14 protein-coding genes are annotated in these 16,826 nt (G+C 67.3%); 7 read left to right on the forward strand and 7 right to left on the reverse strand.

The genetic code is table 11. The annotated features are described in order from the left end of the window. Window positions 1–3 precede the first annotated feature (3 nt). From hrpB to ACIA58_RS20365, 7 genes are all read left to right on the forward strand, one after another. A complete protein-coding gene (hrpB, locus tag ACIA58_RS20335) occupies window positions 4–2,538 on the forward strand; it encodes an ATP-dependent helicase HrpB (RefSeq protein ID WP_396405275.1) in 2,535 nt (844 codons plus the stop codon). Between the two features lie 401 nt (window positions 2,539–2,939). Further along, the gene (gene ngcE / locus ACIA58_RS20340) at window positions 2,940–4,352 is read left to right on the forward strand and encodes an N-acetylglucosamine/diacetylchitobiose ABC transporter substrate-binding protein (RefSeq protein ID WP_396405276.1); all 1,413 of its coding nucleotides are present in this window, start codon (window positions 2,940–2,942) and stop codon (window positions 4,350–4,352) included. Between the two features lie 2 nt (window positions 4,353–4,354). Further along, window positions 4,355–5,356: a carbohydrate ABC transporter permease gene (locus ACIA58_RS20345; RefSeq protein ID WP_396406492.1), complete on the forward strand. Its 1,002-nt coding sequence runs from the start codon at window positions 4,355–4,357 to the stop codon at window positions 5,354–5,356. Further along, window positions 5,353–6,246, forward strand: coding sequence for a carbohydrate ABC transporter permease (locus ACIA58_RS20350; protein ID WP_396405277.1), 894 nt, complete (start codon window positions 5,353–5,355; stop codon window positions 6,244–6,246). The genes ACIA58_RS20345 and ACIA58_RS20350 overlap by 4 nt, the downstream gene beginning before the upstream one ends. A gap of 21 nt (window positions 6,247–6,267) precedes the next feature. Further along, window positions 6,268–6,834, forward strand: a complete 567-nt coding sequence (locus ACIA58_RS20355) for a DUF6891 domain-containing protein (RefSeq protein ID WP_396405278.1) — start codon at window positions 6,268–6,270, stop codon at window positions 6,832–6,834. Then, window positions 6,831–7,436: a pyridoxal 5'-phosphate synthase glutaminase subunit PdxT gene (gene pdxT / locus ACIA58_RS20360; RefSeq protein ID WP_396405279.1), complete on the forward strand. Its 606-nt coding sequence runs from the start codon at window positions 6,831–6,833 to the stop codon at window positions 7,434–7,436. The genes ACIA58_RS20355 and pdxT overlap by 4 nt, the downstream gene beginning before the upstream one ends. A 33-nt stretch (window positions 7,437–7,469) precedes the next feature. Beyond that, window positions 7,470–8,231, forward strand: coding sequence for a YebC/PmpR family DNA-binding transcriptional regulator (locus tag ACIA58_RS20365; RefSeq protein ID WP_396405280.1), 762 nt, complete (start codon window positions 7,470–7,472; stop codon window positions 8,229–8,231). A gap of 65 nt (window positions 8,232–8,296) precedes the next feature. On the opposite strand, the gene ACIA58_RS20370 is transcribed toward ACIA58_RS20365, so the two are convergent. The 7 genes from ACIA58_RS20370 to ACIA58_RS20400 all read right to left on the reverse strand — a co-directional run bounded on the left by ACIA58_RS20370 (window position 8,297) and on the right by ACIA58_RS20400 (window position 16,703). Further along, on the reverse strand, window positions 8,297–10,840 hold the full coding sequence (locus ACIA58_RS20370) for a Tat pathway signal sequence domain protein (RefSeq protein WP_396405281.1): 2,544 nt from the start codon (window positions 10,838–10,840) through the stop codon (window positions 8,297–8,299). Continuing rightward, entirely contained in the window at window positions 10,837–11,724 is an 888-nt protein-coding gene (locus ACIA58_RS20375; RefSeq protein WP_396405282.1) for a carbohydrate ABC transporter permease, read from the reverse strand. Before ACIA58_RS20375 ends, ACIA58_RS20370 begins: the two co-directional genes overlap by 4 nt. A gap of 10 nt (window positions 11,725–11,734) precedes the next feature. Further along, the gene (locus tag ACIA58_RS20380; RefSeq protein WP_396405283.1) at window positions 11,735–12,733 is read right to left on the reverse strand and encodes an ABC transporter permease; all 999 of its coding nucleotides are present in this window, start codon (window positions 12,731–12,733) and stop codon (window positions 11,735–11,737) included. A 3-nt stretch (window positions 12,734–12,736) separates the two neighbouring features. Further along, entirely contained in the window at window positions 12,737–14,296 is a 1,560-nt protein-coding gene (locus ACIA58_RS20385; RefSeq protein ID WP_396405284.1) for an extracellular solute-binding protein, read from the reverse strand. Further along, window positions 14,293–14,910, reverse strand: coding sequence for a YesL family protein (locus ACIA58_RS20390; protein WP_396405285.1), 618 nt, complete (start codon window positions 14,908–14,910; stop codon window positions 14,293–14,295). Before ACIA58_RS20390 ends, ACIA58_RS20385 begins: the two co-directional genes overlap by 4 nt. Window positions 14,911–15,051: 141 nt before the next feature. Further along, the gene (locus ACIA58_RS20395; RefSeq protein ID WP_396405286.1) at window positions 15,052–15,687 is read right to left on the reverse strand and encodes a DUF1961 family protein; all 636 of its coding nucleotides are present in this window, start codon (window positions 15,685–15,687) and stop codon (window positions 15,052–15,054) included. After that, window positions 15,687–16,703 (reverse strand): LacI family DNA-binding transcriptional regulator, encoded by a 1,017-nt coding sequence (locus ACIA58_RS20400; RefSeq protein WP_396405287.1) that lies wholly within the window; start codon window positions 16,701–16,703, stop codon window positions 15,687–15,689. The genes ACIA58_RS20395 and ACIA58_RS20400 overlap by 1 nt, the downstream gene beginning before the upstream one ends. Window positions 16,704–16,826 lie beyond the last annotated feature (123 nt).

Genomic DNA, 16,826 nt, shown 5'->3' on the forward strand with positions numbered 1-16,826 from the left:
GGTGTGTTGTTGCCTGGAGCGGGTGTGGCGGGGGCGGATCTGCCTGTGCGGGCGGTTCTGCCTGCCGCCGTCGAGGCGGTGCGTTCGCGTGGTACGGCGGTGCTGGTTGCGCCGCCTGGATCGGGGAAGACCTCGTTGTTGCCGCTGGCGCTGGGCGACGCGCTCGGGGGCACGATCGTCGTCGCGGAGCCGCGCAGGATGGCGACCCGCGCGGCTGCGACGCGACTGGCGATGCTGGTCGGCGAACCGCTCGGGCAGCGGATCGGCTACGCGATGCGGGGTGAACGCAGCGGCGGCAAAGGGCTCCGTGTCGAGGTAGTGACGACAGGGCTCCTCGTACGGCGTCTGCAGCACGACCCGGAGCTGCCGGGTGTCGCCGCCATCGTGATCGACGAGTGTCACGAGCGGCACCTCGACGCCGATCTGCTGCTCGCGTTCTGCGTCGACATCCGGGCGAATCTTCGCGAAGACCTGGCGATCGTTGCGACCTCGGCCACGGCGGACACGATCAGGCTGAGCCGCGCATTGGGCTCCGACGTTCCGGCGCCCGTGATCACCGCGTCTGCCGCGCTGTTCGACGTGGCGATCGAATGGGCCCCGCCACCGGTCCCCGTGCCGCTGCTTCCCGGTGGGCGGGTCGACCCGCGCCTGCTGGATCACGTCGCGGCCGTCGTCCGGCGTGCACTGTCCGAGACCGACGGCGACATCCTCGTGTTCGTCCCGGGGGAAGCCGAGATCAACGGTGTGACGCGGCGGCTGGCCGGTCAGAACGTGCTGCCGTTGTACGGTCGCCAGTCCAGGGCCGAACAGGAGCGCGCGCTGGCGCCGGCTGCCACCCGCCGGATCGTGGTCACGACGTCGGTCGCGGAGAGTTCGCTGACGGTGCCCGGGGTCAGGGTCGTGGTCGACTCGGGTCTTGCCCGGGAGCCGCGGACCGATCAGTCCCGTGGCCTCGGTGCGCTGGTCACCTGCCGGGTCTCGAAATCCTCGGCCGAACAGCGAGCGGGTCGCGCCGGGCGGGAGGCGCCCGGCCGGGTCTATCGGTGCTGGTCTGCCACCGACCACACGCATCTCGACGACCATCCGGCGCCGGAGATCGCGATCGCCGATCTGGCCTCCTTCGCCCTCGACCTCGCGGCGTGGGGCGCACCTGCCGGTGACGGCCTGACCTTGCTCGAGGCGCCGCCGGTGGTGGCGATGACCGCGGCCACCGAACTGCTGCGCCGCCTCGACGCCGTTGACGACGACGGCCGGATCACCGAGCGGGGACGGCGGATGGCGGCGATCGGGGCGCATCCTCGGTTGGCCCGTGCGTTGCTGGACGGGGCGCCGCGAGTCGGCGCCGACCGGGCCCGCGAGGTCGTCGCGATGCTCTCGGACGACTCCGGCCGCGACTTCGGCGACGATCTACCGGCCCGCTGGCGAGCCCTCCGCCGCGGCGAGGACCGCGGCGCCACGGCCCGCTGGCGAGACGAAACGAAGCGCCTCGGCCGCGGCGCGACGACCGGCGAGGAGTCGGGCGGCGATGGAGTGCGGCCGCCCGGCCGGGGGCGCGAGGTACCGGATGATCTTGCGGCCGGGGTTGTGGTGGGGTTGGCGTATCCGGATCGGATCGCGCGGATCCGGGGAGCCGACTCGGCGACGTACCAGATGTCTGGAGGTACGGGTGCCGCGCTCGACCCGCAGTCGCCGTTGCGGACCACGACCTGGCTGGCGATCGCGGTTGCCGACCGGGCGCCCGGCCGCCCCGACGCGAGGATCCGTTCCGCGGCGCCGATCGACGAGCAGACCGCGCGAGACATCGCCGGCGACCTGGTTTCGACCACCGACCAGATCCGCTGGGACGACGGCCGGATCGTGACGCGGCGCGTCGAGGCGCTCGGTGCGATCGTGCTCAACGACGTACCGCTGGCAAAGCCCGACCCGCTGCTGGTCCAAGCGGCCGTGCGCGACGGGATCCGGCGCAGCGGGCTGTCCGTACTGCGCTGGTCGGAGGCCGCACTCGCGCTGCGGGAGCGGCTCGCGTTCTGCCATGCCCACCTCGGAGCGCCGTGGCCCGCGGTCGACGACGACGCACTCCTGGCCGATCTCGACCAATGGCTGGGTACCGAGCTCGCCTCGGTGCGGGGCGCCCGCGATCTTGCCCGCATCGACGTGGCTTCGGCGCTCCGGCGACTACTGCCGTGGCCCGCGGCGACCCGGTTCGGCGAACTCGCACCGGAACGGCTCCAGGTCCCGTCGGGCTCCGAGGTGCGACTCGCGTACGACGGTGCCGAGCCGCCGGTCCTCGCGGTCAAGCTGCAGGAGGTATTCGGCTGGACCGCCACTCCAGCCGTCGCGGACGGCCGGGTCCCGGTCGTTCTGCACCTGCTGTCGCCCGCGCGGCGTCCGGTTGCGATCACGAGCGATCTCGCGTCCTTCTGGAAGCAGGGTTATCCCCAGGTCCGGGCCGACCTGCGAGCCCGCTACCCCCGCCACCCCTGGCCGGAGGATCCCCTCACCGCCATCGCGACCAAGCGACCGAAACCGCGCCGGTGAACCGGATTACCTGAACGATCCGTTGCTCGCGGCCCACAATGTAAGGACAAGTCCCGAGGTCACGAAATGGGATCGGATTCGGCGCGTCGGTCGCGGTGCCGGTGAAGGACGGTAAGCGTGGGGACGTGTGTCGCACAAGGCGTTCGGGGCTGATCGGAGCCGGTGATCGGGTCCAGGACCCGCCGTCCGGAGGGTTGACGTCGAACGACTTTGGCAAAGACAATGCGTAATCACCTCGGGCGGCAGCGCGTCGGAGTGCGCCCTGCCGCCATTATCGTGCGGCTGGACCGTGAGCGACCAGCAGCGAAAAGCGCCGGTCGGCCACGGAACGGGGACGCTCACCACAAAGGGGCAGGTGTGATCAGCACCGTCGGGAATCTAGCGAGAAGAGGCAGGACCAAATGAGCGAGACCAGCAAGATCGGACGACGGAGTCTCCTGCGGGGGAGCCTGGCGGCGGCCGCGGTGCTTCCCCTCAGTGGCGTGCTCGCCAGTTGCGCGGGCAGTGGCAGCGACAACAACAGCTCCCAGCAGGGCGGGGCCAAGAGCACGGACAACCCGTTCGGTATGGCGGACAAGTCCAGCGTCGACGCGGTGATCTTCAACGGCGGGTACGGCTACGACTACGTGCAGTTCGCGGCCGACATCGCGCAGAAGAAGCAGGCGGGCTCGACGTTCAAGGTCTCCCCGTCGACCCAGATCGCCCAGCAGTTGCAGCCGCGCTTCGTCGGCGGCAACCCGCCGGACCTGATCGACAACTCCGGCGCGAACCAGATCGGCTTCAACACGATCCTGGACCAGCTGTCGACGCTCGACGACGTCTTCGAGGCCAACAACTACGAGGGCACGAAGATCGCCGACACCCTGTACCCGGGCGCCAAGAACCCGGGTACCTTCGACGGCAAGTTCGTCGCGATGAACTACGTGCTGACTCTGTACGGCATCTGGTACTCCGACAGCCTGTTCAAGGCGAACGGCTGGGAGCCGCCGAAGACGTACGACGGGCTGCTCGACCTCGGCGCCAAGGCCAAGGCCAAGGGCAAGTACCTGTTCGTCTGGGGCAAGGAAGCCGCCACCTACTACCACACGATGGCCGTCGACGGCGCCATCAAGGAGGGTGGCGACGAGGTCCGGCTGGCGCTGGAGAACCTGAAGGAGAACTGCTGGTCGATGCCGCAGTTCCAGGGCATCTTCAAGGCCATGGAGACCATGGTCAAGAACGGGTACTTCGTGCCCGGCGGCGCCGGTACCCAGTTCACCGCCGCGCAGGCGAAGTGGAGCAACGACCAGCAGGCCGTCCTCTACCCCTCGGGCTCGTGGATCGAGAACGAGATGAAGAAGGCCACCAAGTCGGGCTTCGACATGAAGGGCGTCCCGGAGCCGACCCTGACCGAGAGCCCGAAGCTGCCGTACGAGTCGCTGCGCTCCGCGGCCGGTGAGCCGTTCATCGTCCCGGCCAAGGGCAAGAACGTTGCCGGCGGCAAGGAGCTGCTGCGGGCCATGCTGTCCAAGGACGCGGCGACCAACTTCGCCAAGACCCGGCTCGCGCCGACGATCGTCAAGGGCCTGGTGCCCGCCGACGGCTTCGGTTCGACCGCGCTGCAGTCGCAGACCGCGATGCTGGACGCCGCCGGCACGAACGTCTTCGACTACCAGGTGTTCGGCCTGTACGGCATGAACACCGACCAGCTGGTGGTCTGGAACTCGTTCCTGTCCGGCCAGCTGGACGCGGCGGGCCTGACCAAGGGCCTGCAGCAGATCACCGACAAGGTGCGCAACGACAGCTCCGTCAAGAAGATCCCGGTCACCAAGTGACTATGCAGCAAAACCTGACGCAAGAGGCTGTGCCGGGAGGCGGACCCAAGCGGTCCGTCACCCGGCGCCGCCGGCCGCTGACTTTCGACCGCGTCAGCTTCATGGTCGTGTTCCTCGGCCTGCCGCTGGCGGTGTTCGTCGTCTTCGTGGTCTCGCCGTTCGTCCAGGCGCTGTACTACTCGCTGACCGACTGGTCCGGTTTCAGCGCGGGGCAGAACTTCATCGGCTTCGACAACTACGTCAAGCTGTTCCACGACGACATCTTCCTGAAGGCCGTCCGCAACAACATCGAGCTCGCGATCGTCGTGCCGATCGTGACGATCGTGCTGGCGCTGACGTTGGCCACGCTGGTGACGATCGGCGGCTCGGGTACCGGGACCGTCCGCGGGCTGCGCAACTCGGGCTACTACCGGATCGTCTCGTTCTTCCCGTACGTGATCCCCGCGATCGTGATCGGCCTGATCTGGGCCCAGGTGTTCACGCCGGGCTCGGGCATCCTGGACGCCGTACTGTCGAAGATCGGGCTGCACCAGTTCGAGAACTACGCGTGGCTCGGTGACGCGCGGACCGCGATGCCGGCGTCGATGTTCGTGATGGTCTGGGGCTTCGTCGGCTTCTACATGGTGCTGTTCATCGCCGCCATCCGGGGGATCGACCCCGAGGTGTTCGAGGCGGCCCGCATCGACGGCGCCGGCCGGTTCCGGACGGCGCTGTCCATCACGGTGCCGCTGATCCGGGACAACGTGCAGACGGCCTACATCTACCTCGGCATTGCCGCCCTCGACGCCTTCGTCTACATGCAGGCGCTGAACCCCGGCGGCGGGCCGCAGAACTCGACCCTGGTCATGCCCCAGCAGCTGTTCACCACTGCCTTCACCAAGGGGCAGTTCGGTTACTCGACCGCGATGGGCGTGGTCCTGGCCGCGGTGACGATGCTGTTCGCGCTCCTGGTCTTCGTCGTGAACGCCCTGACCGGCGGACGTGAGCGGAAGGTACGACGATGACAACCACTACCGCCGACCGGGCCGACCTGGTCGCCGATTCCCGGGCACCCGGCCATGGGACCCGTGAGGGCAAGGGCGTCGCCACGACCGCCCACATCGCGCTGATCCTGTGGTCGCTGCTGGTCATCGTGCCGTTGCTGTGGACGCTGCTGTCCTCGTTCAAGTCGACGCAGGAGGTCCTGGGCAACCCGCTGACGCTGCCGCACAAACTGCGGTTCGAGAACTACGCCAACGCCTGGACGACGGCCGGCATCGGTCGCTACTTCGCGAACACCGTGATCGTCGTGGGCTGTGCACTGGTGCTGGTGATGATCCTCGGCGCCATGTGTGCGTACGTGCTGGCCAGGTTCACGTTCCCAGGCAACCGGCTGATCTACTACTCCATGCTGGCCGGACTGACATTCCCGGTCTTCCTGGCGATCGTGCCGCTGTTCTTCACGCTGAAGAACTTCTCCCTGCTCAACACCCTTCCAGGGCTGATCATCACCTACGTCGCGTTCGCGCTGCCGTTCACCGTCTTCTTCCTGCACTCCTTCTTCAAGGCGCTGCCGGGCGAGATCTACGAGGCGGCACAGATCGACGGGGCGGGTGAGTGGCGGACCTTCTTCTCGGTGATGCTGCCGATGGCGAGGCCTGGGATGGCGTCGGTCGCCATCTTCAACTTCCTCGGGTTGTGGAACCAGTTCCTGCTTCCCGTCGCGCTGAACACCGACTCGAAGAACTACGTGCTCTCGCAGGGCATGGCGTCGTTCGCGTCGCAGGCCGGATACGCGGTGGACTTCGGTGCGCTGTTCGCGGCCGTGGTGATCACGGTGGCGCCGGTGCTGGTCGTCTACATCATCTTCCAGCGTCAGCTGCAGGTCTCGGTCACCGCCGGAGGCGTGAAGTAGCGCCTGAACTACCCTTGAGCAGTGACAAGCAACCTGCAGTCGGTGGACGAACGGACCGCCCGGGAGCTGCGTGGCCTCGCCCGCGTCCTGGTGCGGTCCGGGTACGCCGACCACGCCGCCATCACGGCTGCCCTGACGGAGGCGGTCCAGGAGGACGCGCCGTCGATGGACCCGGCCGGCCTGGTCCCGCTGCTGATCGGTGAGGCGGTGATGGACCTCGACGCCGAGGCCGCCACCTGGCCGGAAAGCACCGACCCGGACCGGTTGGACGCCGTACTCGCGGAGCTCGAGCAGTTGGGCGTGGTGGTGGTCCGGTACACGCCGGACCACCACGAAGCCCGACAGGTGCTGGAGGCCGCGGACAGTCCGCAGGGTCTGGTGTTCTTCACCGACACCGACGTCTGGCACGCGGTCGACTTCGGCATGCTCGAGCTCAAGCTCTGGCATCCGGACACCGCGAACGTGGCGCCGGGTGAGCCGCTGCTGGAGGACGTACTCGAGCTGCTGCACCGCAACGACCTGCCCGCGGTCTTCGACGAGGGCCGGATCGAGGTCACGCTCAACTGGCAACGGAGGGTGACGCTATGACGGCCATCGGCGTGTTCGCGCTGCAAGGGAACGTGCGCGAGCACCTGGCGATGCTGACCGACGTCGGTGTCGAGGCGCGACCGGTACGGCGTCCGTCCGAGCTGGAGCAGGTCGACGCGCTCGTTCTGCCCGGCGGGGAGTCGACCACCATGTACAAGCTGGCGCGGACGTTCGAGCTGTTCGAGCCGCTGCAGAAGCGGATCGCGGACGGGATGCCGGTCTTCGGCACCTGCGCCGGGATGATCATGCTGGCCGACCGGATCACCGGTGGGATCGAAGGCCAGGAAACCCTCGGCGGGCTCGACGTGACGGTCCGCCGGAACGCGTTCGGGCGGCAGGTCGACTCGTTCGAGGCCGACCTCGAGTTCCCTGGTTTGGGAGCAGGTTTCGATGCGCCGTACCACGCCGTGTTCATCCGGGCACCGTGGGTGGAGCGGGTCGGACCGGACGTAGAGGTACTCTCGACGGTGAGGTCGGGCCCTGCCACAGGTAGGATCGTCGCGGTCCGCCACGACCGGCTGCTCGCCACGTCGTTCCATCCGGAGATGACCGGGGACGCGCGGCTGCACGGCTACTTCGCCGAGCTGGTCCGGGCCCACTGAGTCGTTGTTGTAGGTAGAAGGGTTGGTTTCGCCATGTCAGGCCACTCCAAGTGGGCCACCACGAAGCACAAGAAGGCCGTCATCGACGCGAGGCGCGGCAAGCTCTTCGCGAAGCTGATCAAGAACATCGAGGTGGCCGCCCGGATGGGCGGCGGTGACCCCGGCGGGAACCCGACCCTGTACGACGCCATCCAGAAGGCGAAGAAGACCTCGGTCCCGAACGACAACATCGACCGCGCGATCAAGCGCGGATCCGGTGCGGAAGCCGGCGGCGCGGAGTACCAGACGATCATGTACGAGGGCTACGGCCCGAACGGCGTGGCGATGCTGGTCGAGTGTCTGACCGATAACCGGAACCGGGCCGCCGCGGACGTCCGGACGGCGATGACGCGCAACGGCGGCTCGCTCGCCGACCCGAACTCGGTCGCCTACCTGTTCAACCGCAAGGGCGTCATCGTCGTCGCCAAGGAGCAGGACGGGAAGTCGCTGTCCGAGGACGACGTGATGGAGGCCGTGCTCGAGGCCGGCGCCGACGAGGTCAACGACCTGGGTGAGTCCTGGGAGGTCGTCACCGAGGCCACCGACCTGGTCCCGGCCCGGACGGCGCTGCAGGACGCCGGCATCGACTACGACTCCGCCGACGTCCAGTTCGTCCCGTCGATGACGGTCGAGCTCGACGCCGACGGCGCCGGCAAGATCTTCCGCCTGATCGACGCCCTCGAGGACAGCGACGACGTGCAGAACGTCTACGCGAACTTCGACGTCTCCGACGAGATCATGGCCGAGGTCGGCTGACCTCGCCCCGCACCTGTCGAAGGCCTCTCCGGCGACCAGCTTCGCCGGAGAGGCCTTCGGCGTTGTCAGCTCCGGTGTTCTGGGATCAGGGCGAGGTTTTGCATGGCTGCGAGGGCGTACTGCGCGGCGCCGTTGGTGCTGATGAACGCCGCCTCGTCGACCGGCATGAGGGCGCCGTCGACAGCCGTGGTCTTCCACTCCGCCTCGCGCTGCATCGCGTTGCGGTTGAGCTGGTCGCCCTCGTCCACGAAGAACTTCCGCCAGGCCAGGCGCGCCAGCTCCGCGTCACCGGTGCGGGCAGCGGCGTACGCGGCCAGTCGGCTGTGGGCCTGCACAAGCGAGATGCCCTGCAACGGCTGTCCAACCGCAGCGGTCTGCTCTTCCGGCGACAGCAGATATAGGCGGCAGTAGTCCAGCCATGCCTTCTCGAACCCAGGTACGTCGAGGTCCAGGTCGATCAGCTCCGAACAGATCTCAGGCAGCCCGAAGAGCGACGACAGGTGCGAGACGGCGATACCCCGTCGGCTGGTGTCGAATCGCCCGCTCGACAGGTCCAGCCGCGCGTTGCCGGTGAGGAACCCGTAGTGCAGCGCCGCGATGTCGGCCATCGTGCCGACCAGTCGTGCCCGGGCCCGCTCGTCGCCGTACCGTTCCCACCGCGTCAGCCACGCCGCAGCGAGTGCGCCCCAGTCCACGCCCAGCTCGACCGAGAGCGCGTGCGGGTCGGGGGAGTAGACATCAGGCCGCACCTTGCGCTGCGGATCGATTCTGAGGAACGCCTCCTCGAGGGTGGACAGCTCGTCCATCAGATCGCCGGTGCGCTCGTCAGCGGTCAGGTAGTAGTAGAAGCGTCGGTAGATCGCACTGGAGATCCGGACCTGCTTACAGCTACAGCCCCAGTGCTGCACGTTGTGCCGCGACCCCAGCCCCTTCCACCGCCCCAGATGATGTACGTCGACCTCCCCGGTGTGCCGCGTCATCGCCTCCGCGAACCGGAACACGTCCGCCCGTCCCGTGCGCAGGTACTGGTACCAGAGCCAGAGGTCGGGTGACAGCTCGGAGTTGTCCCACGCGTACCCGCCCACGTCGTACCGCCAGGTGTGCCGATCGCGGTCGTACGTGTGCATGACATCGCCGTAGTCCCAGAACCCGTACCAGCGTCGTTGCTCGCGCTGGCCGACGTAGTACTGGAAGAGGAAGTTCAGCCGGGCCTCGATGTCCTGGTGGTCTGCGGTGGGCAGACTCCACGTGCCGAAGACACCCGCCTCCAGCATCCTTGCCGGCGAGACGGTCAGCAGACCGGGGGAGTTCAGCAGTGCGACGTGTTCCGACAGCTCGTCTGCCGACGGTGTGGTGTCGTGGACGCGCAGACTGAGCTCGTGCGTGCGGGCGATGCCCTGGGCGTTGCCGAAGCCTGGTTCGTAGTCCTCGTAGGTGATCTCGAGTCCTTCGAGCTGTTCGGCGTACGTGTCCTGGTCCATGCCGTCGTGCCAGTAGCGCACGTCCATAGCTGGTGCGCTGGGCGACCACATCCACACGGTGGCGGTGGCGACGTCCGTAGCGGCGTTGCGGATGTCCAGCCGCGTCGGGTGCAGTTTCCAGAAGTCGCGTAGCCCGAAACCCAGTCCGCCGCTGACACCGCCGACGTACCCGTAACCGGGCGACCTGGTCCCGGACGGGATGGTGACCCAGCCCTGCCCCGGTCCGGTGCGTTTGCGCAGGGTGAAACCGTCCGCGCTGCTCTGGTCGAGCGTGTAGTCGTTCCACTGGGGGATGAGGTTCAGGCGGTCGGCCACCTCAGGGTTCGGGATCTCCTGGACGGCCTGGCCGGCCACCTGTGTACGGCGTACCTGTTCGCCCGGATCGCGGCGCAGACCGGTCAGACCGCGGACCGACTCGGTCAGGAAGCCGGACGGACCAGCGAGCCGGATGTGCCGGTTGTGCGTCTCGTCGCGCATCACGACGTCGGCGCTGAGCCCGAGGCCGGCCAGGAAGTCGCGGTCCGGATCGCCGTCCCAGATGAAGCTGTGCACGATCCGCACGTCGGCGGCGCCCGCATAGAAGTAGAGGCGCACCGAGAACGGCAGCCAGTCACCGTGCTTGCCGTCCAGCCTGACCACGGCACGCACCGGACCGTCCTGCTCGACAACAAGATTGTCGACAATAGCCGTGGTGTGGTGCCGGGTCCGGCTCAGCTCCTCGTCGGGCGCGTCTTGACGCAGGCTGACCAGGCGGACGTCCCGCACGATCTCCTGCCCGCTGTCGTTGATGGAGGCAATCAACCCGGGCGGCTTCAGCACCCACGTGACCTCGCCCGTCGACACCCGAACCTCGCCGTCGACCCGCTCGACCTGCACCGGCTGACGCGGCTGCGTGGACTCACCGACGACCAGCTCGTACGACGCATCCGGTCGCTCGGCCGGGCCGATCGCGTGCGCGGACCACTTGACCGAACCGTCCGGCCACGTCGCGGTCGTCCAGCTCTGCACCGGCGTACTACCGTCGGCCATCGCGAACTCAGTGCCCTCGGCCACCGCTCCGCGAGGCCACGGGACACCCCAGGAAACGCCTTGCCGACAAGGGGTTTCCAGCCATTGCAGCGTGGTCATTCCTTCACCGATCCGATCAGGACGCCTTTGGCGAAATGCTTCTGCAGGAAGGGATAGAAGAACAGGATCGGCAGCGTCGCGACCACCACGACCGCGAACTTCAGCCCCTGCTCCGGAAACGTCACCGTCTCCAACTGCTGCAGCACGTTCGCCGAGTCCGCGTTCGCCGCGGTGAGCTGGCGGACGATCATCTGCAGCGTCCATTTCTTGTTGTCGTCGATGTAGAGCAACGGCGACATGTAGTCGTTCCAGATCCCGACCGCGTAGAACAGCGAGAACGTCGCGATGATCGGTTTCGACAACGGCAGCACGATCCGCAGGAACACGTTCAGCTCGTTGCAGCCGTCGATCCGCGCCGCCTCCTCGAGCGCCTCCGGCAGTTCCTGGAAGAAGCTCTTCACCACGATCAGGTAGAACGGGTTGATCGCCAGCGGCAGGATCAGCGCCCAGTAGCTGTCGAGCAGCCCGAGATCGCGCACCACCAGGTACGTCGGGATCATGCCGCCGCTGAACACCAGCGTGAAGATCACCAGGTTCAGCACGAGCGCCCGCCCGGGCAGGAACCGCTTCGCCAGCGGGTACGCCATCGTCAGCGTCAGCACGAGTTGGACGACGGTGCCGACCGCGGTCACGCCGACCGTGGTCAGCAGCGCACGCACGAACGTGTCGGTCGAGAAGATGTACTGGTACGTGTCGGTCACGAACCGCTTCGGCCACAGGAAGAACGGCCGCGAACTGATCTCCGACTCGGTGGCGAAGGACCCGGCCAGGACGTACAGCAGCGGCAGCACCGTGACGATCGCCAACCCGCTCAGGAAAAGGACATTCAGCACATCGAAGACGCGGCTGCCGACGGAGTCGTAGTACCGCACTCTTTGCTTCATCGCGTTCCCCTCAGAACAATCCGCGCTGGCCGAGGCGCTTGGCCAGGAAGTTCGAGCCGAAGATCAGGATCACGCCGACCACGCCCTTGAACAGGCCGACCGCGGTCGCGTAGCTGAACGCACCCTGGGTGATGCCGACGTAGTACACGAACGTGTCGAACACGTCCGCGACGTCGCGGTTCAGCGACGTGGTCATCAGCCAGATCTGCTCGAACCCGGAGTCCATCAGGTGCCCGGACGTCAGGATCGCCATCACCACGATCGTCGGCCGGATCGCCGGCAGCGTGATGTGCCAGAACTGCCGCCACCGGCCGGCGCCGTCCACTCTCGCCGCCTCGTACAGCTGCGAGTCCACCCCGGCCAGCGCGGCCAGGTAGATGATCGTGCCCCAGCCCGTCTGCTTCCACAGCAGCTGCAGCACGATCAGTGGCCGGAACCACTCGGCCTGCGCCACGTAGTCGGTCTTCTGCCCGCCGAGGATGCTGTGGATCCAGTTCGCGATCACGCCGAAGTCCACCGAGAACAGCAGGTAGGTCAGCGACGCCACGATCGTCCACGACAGAAAGTGCGGGATGTAGACAAGCGACTGCACGGACCGCTTCAACACGTTGACCCGCAGCTCGTTCAGCAGCAGTGCGACGATGATCGGCGCCGGGAAGACGAAGAGGATCGTCAACACTGCGAGCAGCAGCGTGTTGAACATCAGCCGGCCGAAGTCGGGCCCGGTGAACAGTTCGTGGAAGTGCTTCAGGCCGACCCACTCGCTGCCGGAGTACCCGAGGAACGGCACGTAGTCCTTGAACGCGATCGTCAGGCCGTACATCGGCAGGTACTTGAACACGACGAAGTACGCCAGGCCTGGCAGCAGCAACAGGTACAGCCAGCGGTAGCGGAGCAGGTCCCGCCACAGCGGCCTGGTCCGGGTCCGGCGTTTGCGCTTCGGGGCGGACGCCTGCCGCGAGGACCCCGCGGCAGGCTGGACCACCTCCGGCACCAGATCGGTGGCCATGGATCAGCCGCCGGCCTTGGCGGAAAGGTCGTTGACCTCCTTGGCGATCTGCGTGCCGCCGCCGTCGTACCAGCGTTTGATCTGCGCCTTCAGCTGGTCCTCGGTGATCGCGCCGGACAGGTACTTGATCCGGGCGTCCGGGATGATCGTGTCGAGCGTCTGGCCCTTGGCCACCGCGGTCGGCGCGATGATGCTGAGCGCCGGGTTGAACACCGCGGTCTTCAGGTCCTCGTTCATCAGCACGTCGAACTTCGTCCGCATCGCCCGGCTCGCCTCGTCGTTCGGCCGCAGGGCGTAGGCGCCGAGTCCGACCGAGGCGCGCGTCCCGAGCTGGATGAAGCCCTTGTCGACGTCGTTCTGGATCGCCTTGACCTTCGGGTCGTCCTGGTTGATCGGCACGGCGTACTGGCCGTCGACCTTGAAGTTGCGGCCCTCGATCCCGTTGGTGAGCAGGATCGAGCCCTCCTTGGACTCAAGCTTGTCCAGCGTCTGCAGCACCTGGTCCAGCTGCTCCTCGGTGCGGATGTGCTGCTTGGAGATCGCCATCACCATGTTGTAGCCCGTGAACGGGTAGGAGTGCTTCTCGCCGTCCGGGCCCTTCAGGTTGCCGACCAGGGTGACCTTGTCGAAGTCCTTCGGGTTCTTCTCCTTGAACAGGTCGAGCAGCTGGGTGGCCCGCACGTTCACGTCGATGATCATGCCGCCCTTGCCCTGCACGAACGGGTCGTTCCAGTTGGCGCTGTCGAGGGTGGCGAAGTCCGGGTTGATCAGGCCTTCCTTGACCCATGTGCGCAACCACTCGTTCGCGGCCAGGAACTCCGGGGTGTCGAAGCCGGGGACCAGCTTGCCGTCGCGCTCACCCCACCCGTTCGGGGCGCCGAACCAGGTCTCGACCACGTCGTACGGGCTGGCGCTGGCGTAGTTGCCGGGCCACTTCGGGATGATCAGGCCGTAGGTGTCCTTCTTGCCGTCGCCGTCCGGGTCCCGCTCGGTGAACGCCTTCGCGATGGTGTAGAGGTCCTCGACGGTCTGCGGCTCCTTGAGACCGAGCTTGGCCAGCCAGTCCTTGCGGATCACGATGCCGGAGCGCAGCAGCGGCCGGACCCGGTAGATGCCGTACGTCTTGCCGTTGGTCTGCGAGTTCTTGGCGATCTGCTCGTTGGCCGGCTTGAGGTTCGGGTACTTGTCGAGCTTGCCGGTCAGGTCCCAGAACGCGCCCGCCTCGGCCGCCTTGACGAACGAGGGGCTCTTCTCGTTCGCCACCATCACGTCCGGGATCTTGTCCGACGCCAGCGTGACGTTCGACTTGTCGCCGTACTCCGCGTTCGGCACCCAGGTGATCTTGAGCTTCTTGCCGATCAGTTTCTCGACCGCCTGCTGCAGCTCGCCGTTGGCGTCCGGCGCGGTGCCGAACAGCGGCGCCATCACCGTCAGCTCGTTGCTCGAGGCCTGGCCTCCGCTGTCGTCGCCATCGCCGGAACAGGCCGCTGAGGCGAGCAGTGCCGTGGACAGAGCCATCGACAGACTGGCTACGGCGATGCGCCGTTTGGAGAAGATGGTCATCGGTTCCCTTTCAGATGCAGGCGCGCTTCGTTCTCGGCGAAGAAGCGCAGGCAGAGCCAGGTATCGAGCTGGATCCAGGCGCCACCGGCCAGCACGAACCCGAACACCGGGAACTTGGCCGACAGGTAGGCGATGGACACCGCGACGAACAGCAGGACCAGCGACGACGCCGGCCGCGCGAGCGCGACCAGCGATGCCTTGGGCAACAAGGTGCGGAGGCCGAGGTCGTAGTGCACGGCCATCGGGAGCGCGTAGGCGGCGATCAGCCCGAGCGCGACGAGCGCTGCGAGGCTCGCCAGCCGGGGGAGTGCGGCGCCGAGCACGGCGAAGTACAGGTAGTTGCCGACGAGAATGACGGCGAGCGCGGTCAGGGGCAGTACGACGAGCGTGCCGCGGCGGAATTCCTGGCGGAACGCCGTACGGAAGGCAGGGAGTGCATGAAACGATTCACCGGAAGACCTGCGTCTGGCCAGTGAATATGCCGCGAGCGTGGCCGGGCCGATACCCAGCGCAATGCCGCCTAGCAGGGTGAACAGGATCCACAGCGCATTCAGTTTGATCGCCCAGACGACTTCGTCTGTTGCGTTGTAGAGCTTGATCGACCAGCCACTCATGGCGCCTGCCTAGATGTTTCGGGGTGCTACGGGCGAAAAGTGATGTGACCATATAGTTGAATCGTCTCAACGTCAACGCCTTGGAAAGCGTTTGTCAGGGAGTGGTCACAGGTGGGTGAGCGGACTGCCCGAAGGGGGCCGTCAAGGCTGCGAGATGCGCAGGTTCGCGTAGTCGCCGATCATCGGCGCCATCTGCCGGAAGCCGAGCTTGCCGCCTGGCAGCGGCCGCTCGTCGTGCCAGCAGAAACTGACCAGGTCGTTGATCGCGAACGTGATCTCGCCGTCCTGTGCCGAGAGCCTGAGACGGTACGGGCCGTCGGCGTCCGGGACGTCCGGGATCGGGTCCGCGCCCTGCGCGACCAGGTGGAAGCCGTAGCTCTTGCGCAGGTTGCAGGTGTGGAAGGCGCGCTCGGCCGGCCAACGGCGGCGGAAGTACGAGACGTGGTACGTGTCGAGGTCGCCGTGGTGGTACTGCTCGTACGGGCCGGTGCGCGGCCGCAGGTCGAACAGATCCTCGCCCTGGCGGCCCTGGGCGTGGAAGAACAGGATGCACAGGCCGGGCTCACGGATCGGCCAGAAGTCCCACTCCACGGTGATATCGGGCGGAAAGTCCTCCGGGCACCAGAGCACGATGTTCGCATCCTGCCCGTCGCTCGCCGGCCGCGAGCTCTCCAACCGCAACCGTCCGAGCGGGAACGACGACGCGCCCTCGCCTTCGAGCCGGAAGCCGTCGAGATCGGCCGGTGTCGCGAGGGGATTCTCGTACAGCACCGTCATCAGCGGCGGCGTTTGAAGTCGCTGGACTCGCGGACGATCAGGTCGGGCTGGAAGATGACCTGGCGATGGCGATGCCGGTCCGACGCCTCGACCTCCTCCTGCAACAGCTCCATCGCGGATCGGCCCAGCAGCTCGGCCGGTTGCCGCACGGACGACAGCGGTACGGCGGCGGCGCGGGCGAAGTCGATGTCGTCGTACCCGACGATCGCCATGTCGCGCGGCACGCGCAGTCCGGCAACCGCCATCGCCTGCAGGAATCCCAGTGCGAGCAGGTCGTTCGCGAGGAAGGCCGCGGTGGGGCGGGAGCGGACCGGCATCGCGGCGACGCGTTCGCCGATCGCGCGTCCCTCGATCACGCCCATCACGTCGACCTCGTAGTACTGCAGGTCGACGTCGCCCGACTCCGCGACGACCGCGGTGATGCCGGCCTTGCGGTCCGACACCTGCTGCATCGTGAACGGCCCACCGATAAAGGCGATCCGCCGATGACCGGCCTCGATCAGATGATTCCCGGCGAGACGTCCGCCGAGATGATCGTCGACCGACACCGAGCACAGCCCACGGTCCGCCGTACGGTCGACGAGCACCACCGGCGTACCGCGCTCGACGAGCGCCGACAGCTGCGGATCGCTGCTGTCGAACGGGGTGATGAGGATCCCCATCACCCGCTGCTGCTCGAGCTGATCGAGGTGATGCCCCTCGCGCACGGGGTCGGTCTTGCTGTTGCAGAGCATGACTACGGTGTCGTGTTCGTACGCCAACGACTCGGCGCCTTCGGCGAGATCGGTGAAGAACGGGTTCGCCACATCGAGGACGACGAGACCGACAGTGCGGCTCTTCCCCGCCCGCAGATGCCGCGCCGCCTCGTTCCGCACGAACCCGAGCGCGTCGATGCTCTCCTGCACCCGCAGCCGGGTATCCGGCGCCACGATCGCCGGCCGATTCAAGAAGTTGCTGACAGTCCCCACCGAAACCCCGGCCCGCCGCGCAACCTCCTTGATGCTGGGCGTCCCCATCGTTCCCCATCCACCAGCCGTTCAGGTCGCCCCGAGTCTATCCCGAATTGAATCGTCAAAATCCCCACCGTCCGCGGGGCCTGGTGCACAGGCGCACTGTGAAACCGTCGGCCGGCGCGAGGG

Origin of the sequence: Kribbella sp. NPDC051586 (assembly GCF_044453965.1) — a bacterium.
GTDB lineage: Bacteria > Actinomycetota > Actinomycetes > Propionibacteriales > Kribbellaceae > Kribbella.

Coding starts and splice junctions, on each gene's coding strand:
- ACIA58_RS20365 (WP_396405280.1), top strand. CDS start 7,470: ATGTCAGGCCACTCCAAGTGGGCCACCACGAAGCACAAGAAGGCCGTC.
- ACIA58_RS20390 (WP_396405285.1), bottom strand. CDS start 14,910: ATGAGTGGCTGGTCGATCAAGCTCTACAACGCAACAGACGAAGTCGTC.
- ACIA58_RS20370 (WP_396405281.1), bottom strand. CDS start 10,840: ATGACCACGCTGCAATGGCTGGAAACCCCTTGTCGGCAAGGCGTTTCC.
- ACIA58_RS20385 (WP_396405284.1), bottom strand. CDS start 14,296: ATGACCATCTTCTCCAAACGGCGCATCGCCGTAGCCAGTCTGTCGATG.
- ACIA58_RS20400 (WP_396405287.1), bottom strand. CDS start 16,703: ATGGGGACGCCCAGCATCAAGGAGGTTGCGCGGCGGGCCGGGGTTTCG.
- ACIA58_RS20380 (WP_396405283.1), bottom strand. CDS start 12,733: ATGGCCACCGATCTGGTGCCGGAGGTGGTCCAGCCTGCCGCGGGGTCC.
- ACIA58_RS20395 (WP_396405286.1), bottom strand. CDS start 15,687: ATGACGGTGCTGTACGAGAATCCCCTCGCGACACCGGCCGATCTCGAC.
- ngcE (WP_396405276.1), top strand. CDS start 2,940: ATGAGCGAGACCAGCAAGATCGGACGACGGAGTCTCCTGCGGGGGAGC.
- pdxT (WP_396405279.1), top strand. CDS start 6,831: ATGACGGCCATCGGCGTGTTCGCGCTGCAAGGGAACGTGCGCGAGCAC.
- ACIA58_RS20375 (WP_396405282.1), bottom strand. CDS start 11,724: ATGAAGCAAAGAGTGCGGTACTACGACTCCGTCGGCAGCCGCGTCTTC.
- ACIA58_RS20345 (WP_396406492.1), top strand. CDS start 4,355: ATGCAGCAAAACCTGACGCAAGAGGCTGTGCCGGGAGGCGGACCCAAG.
- ACIA58_RS20350 (WP_396405277.1), top strand. CDS start 5,353: ATGACAACCACTACCGCCGACCGGGCCGACCTGGTCGCCGATTCCCGG.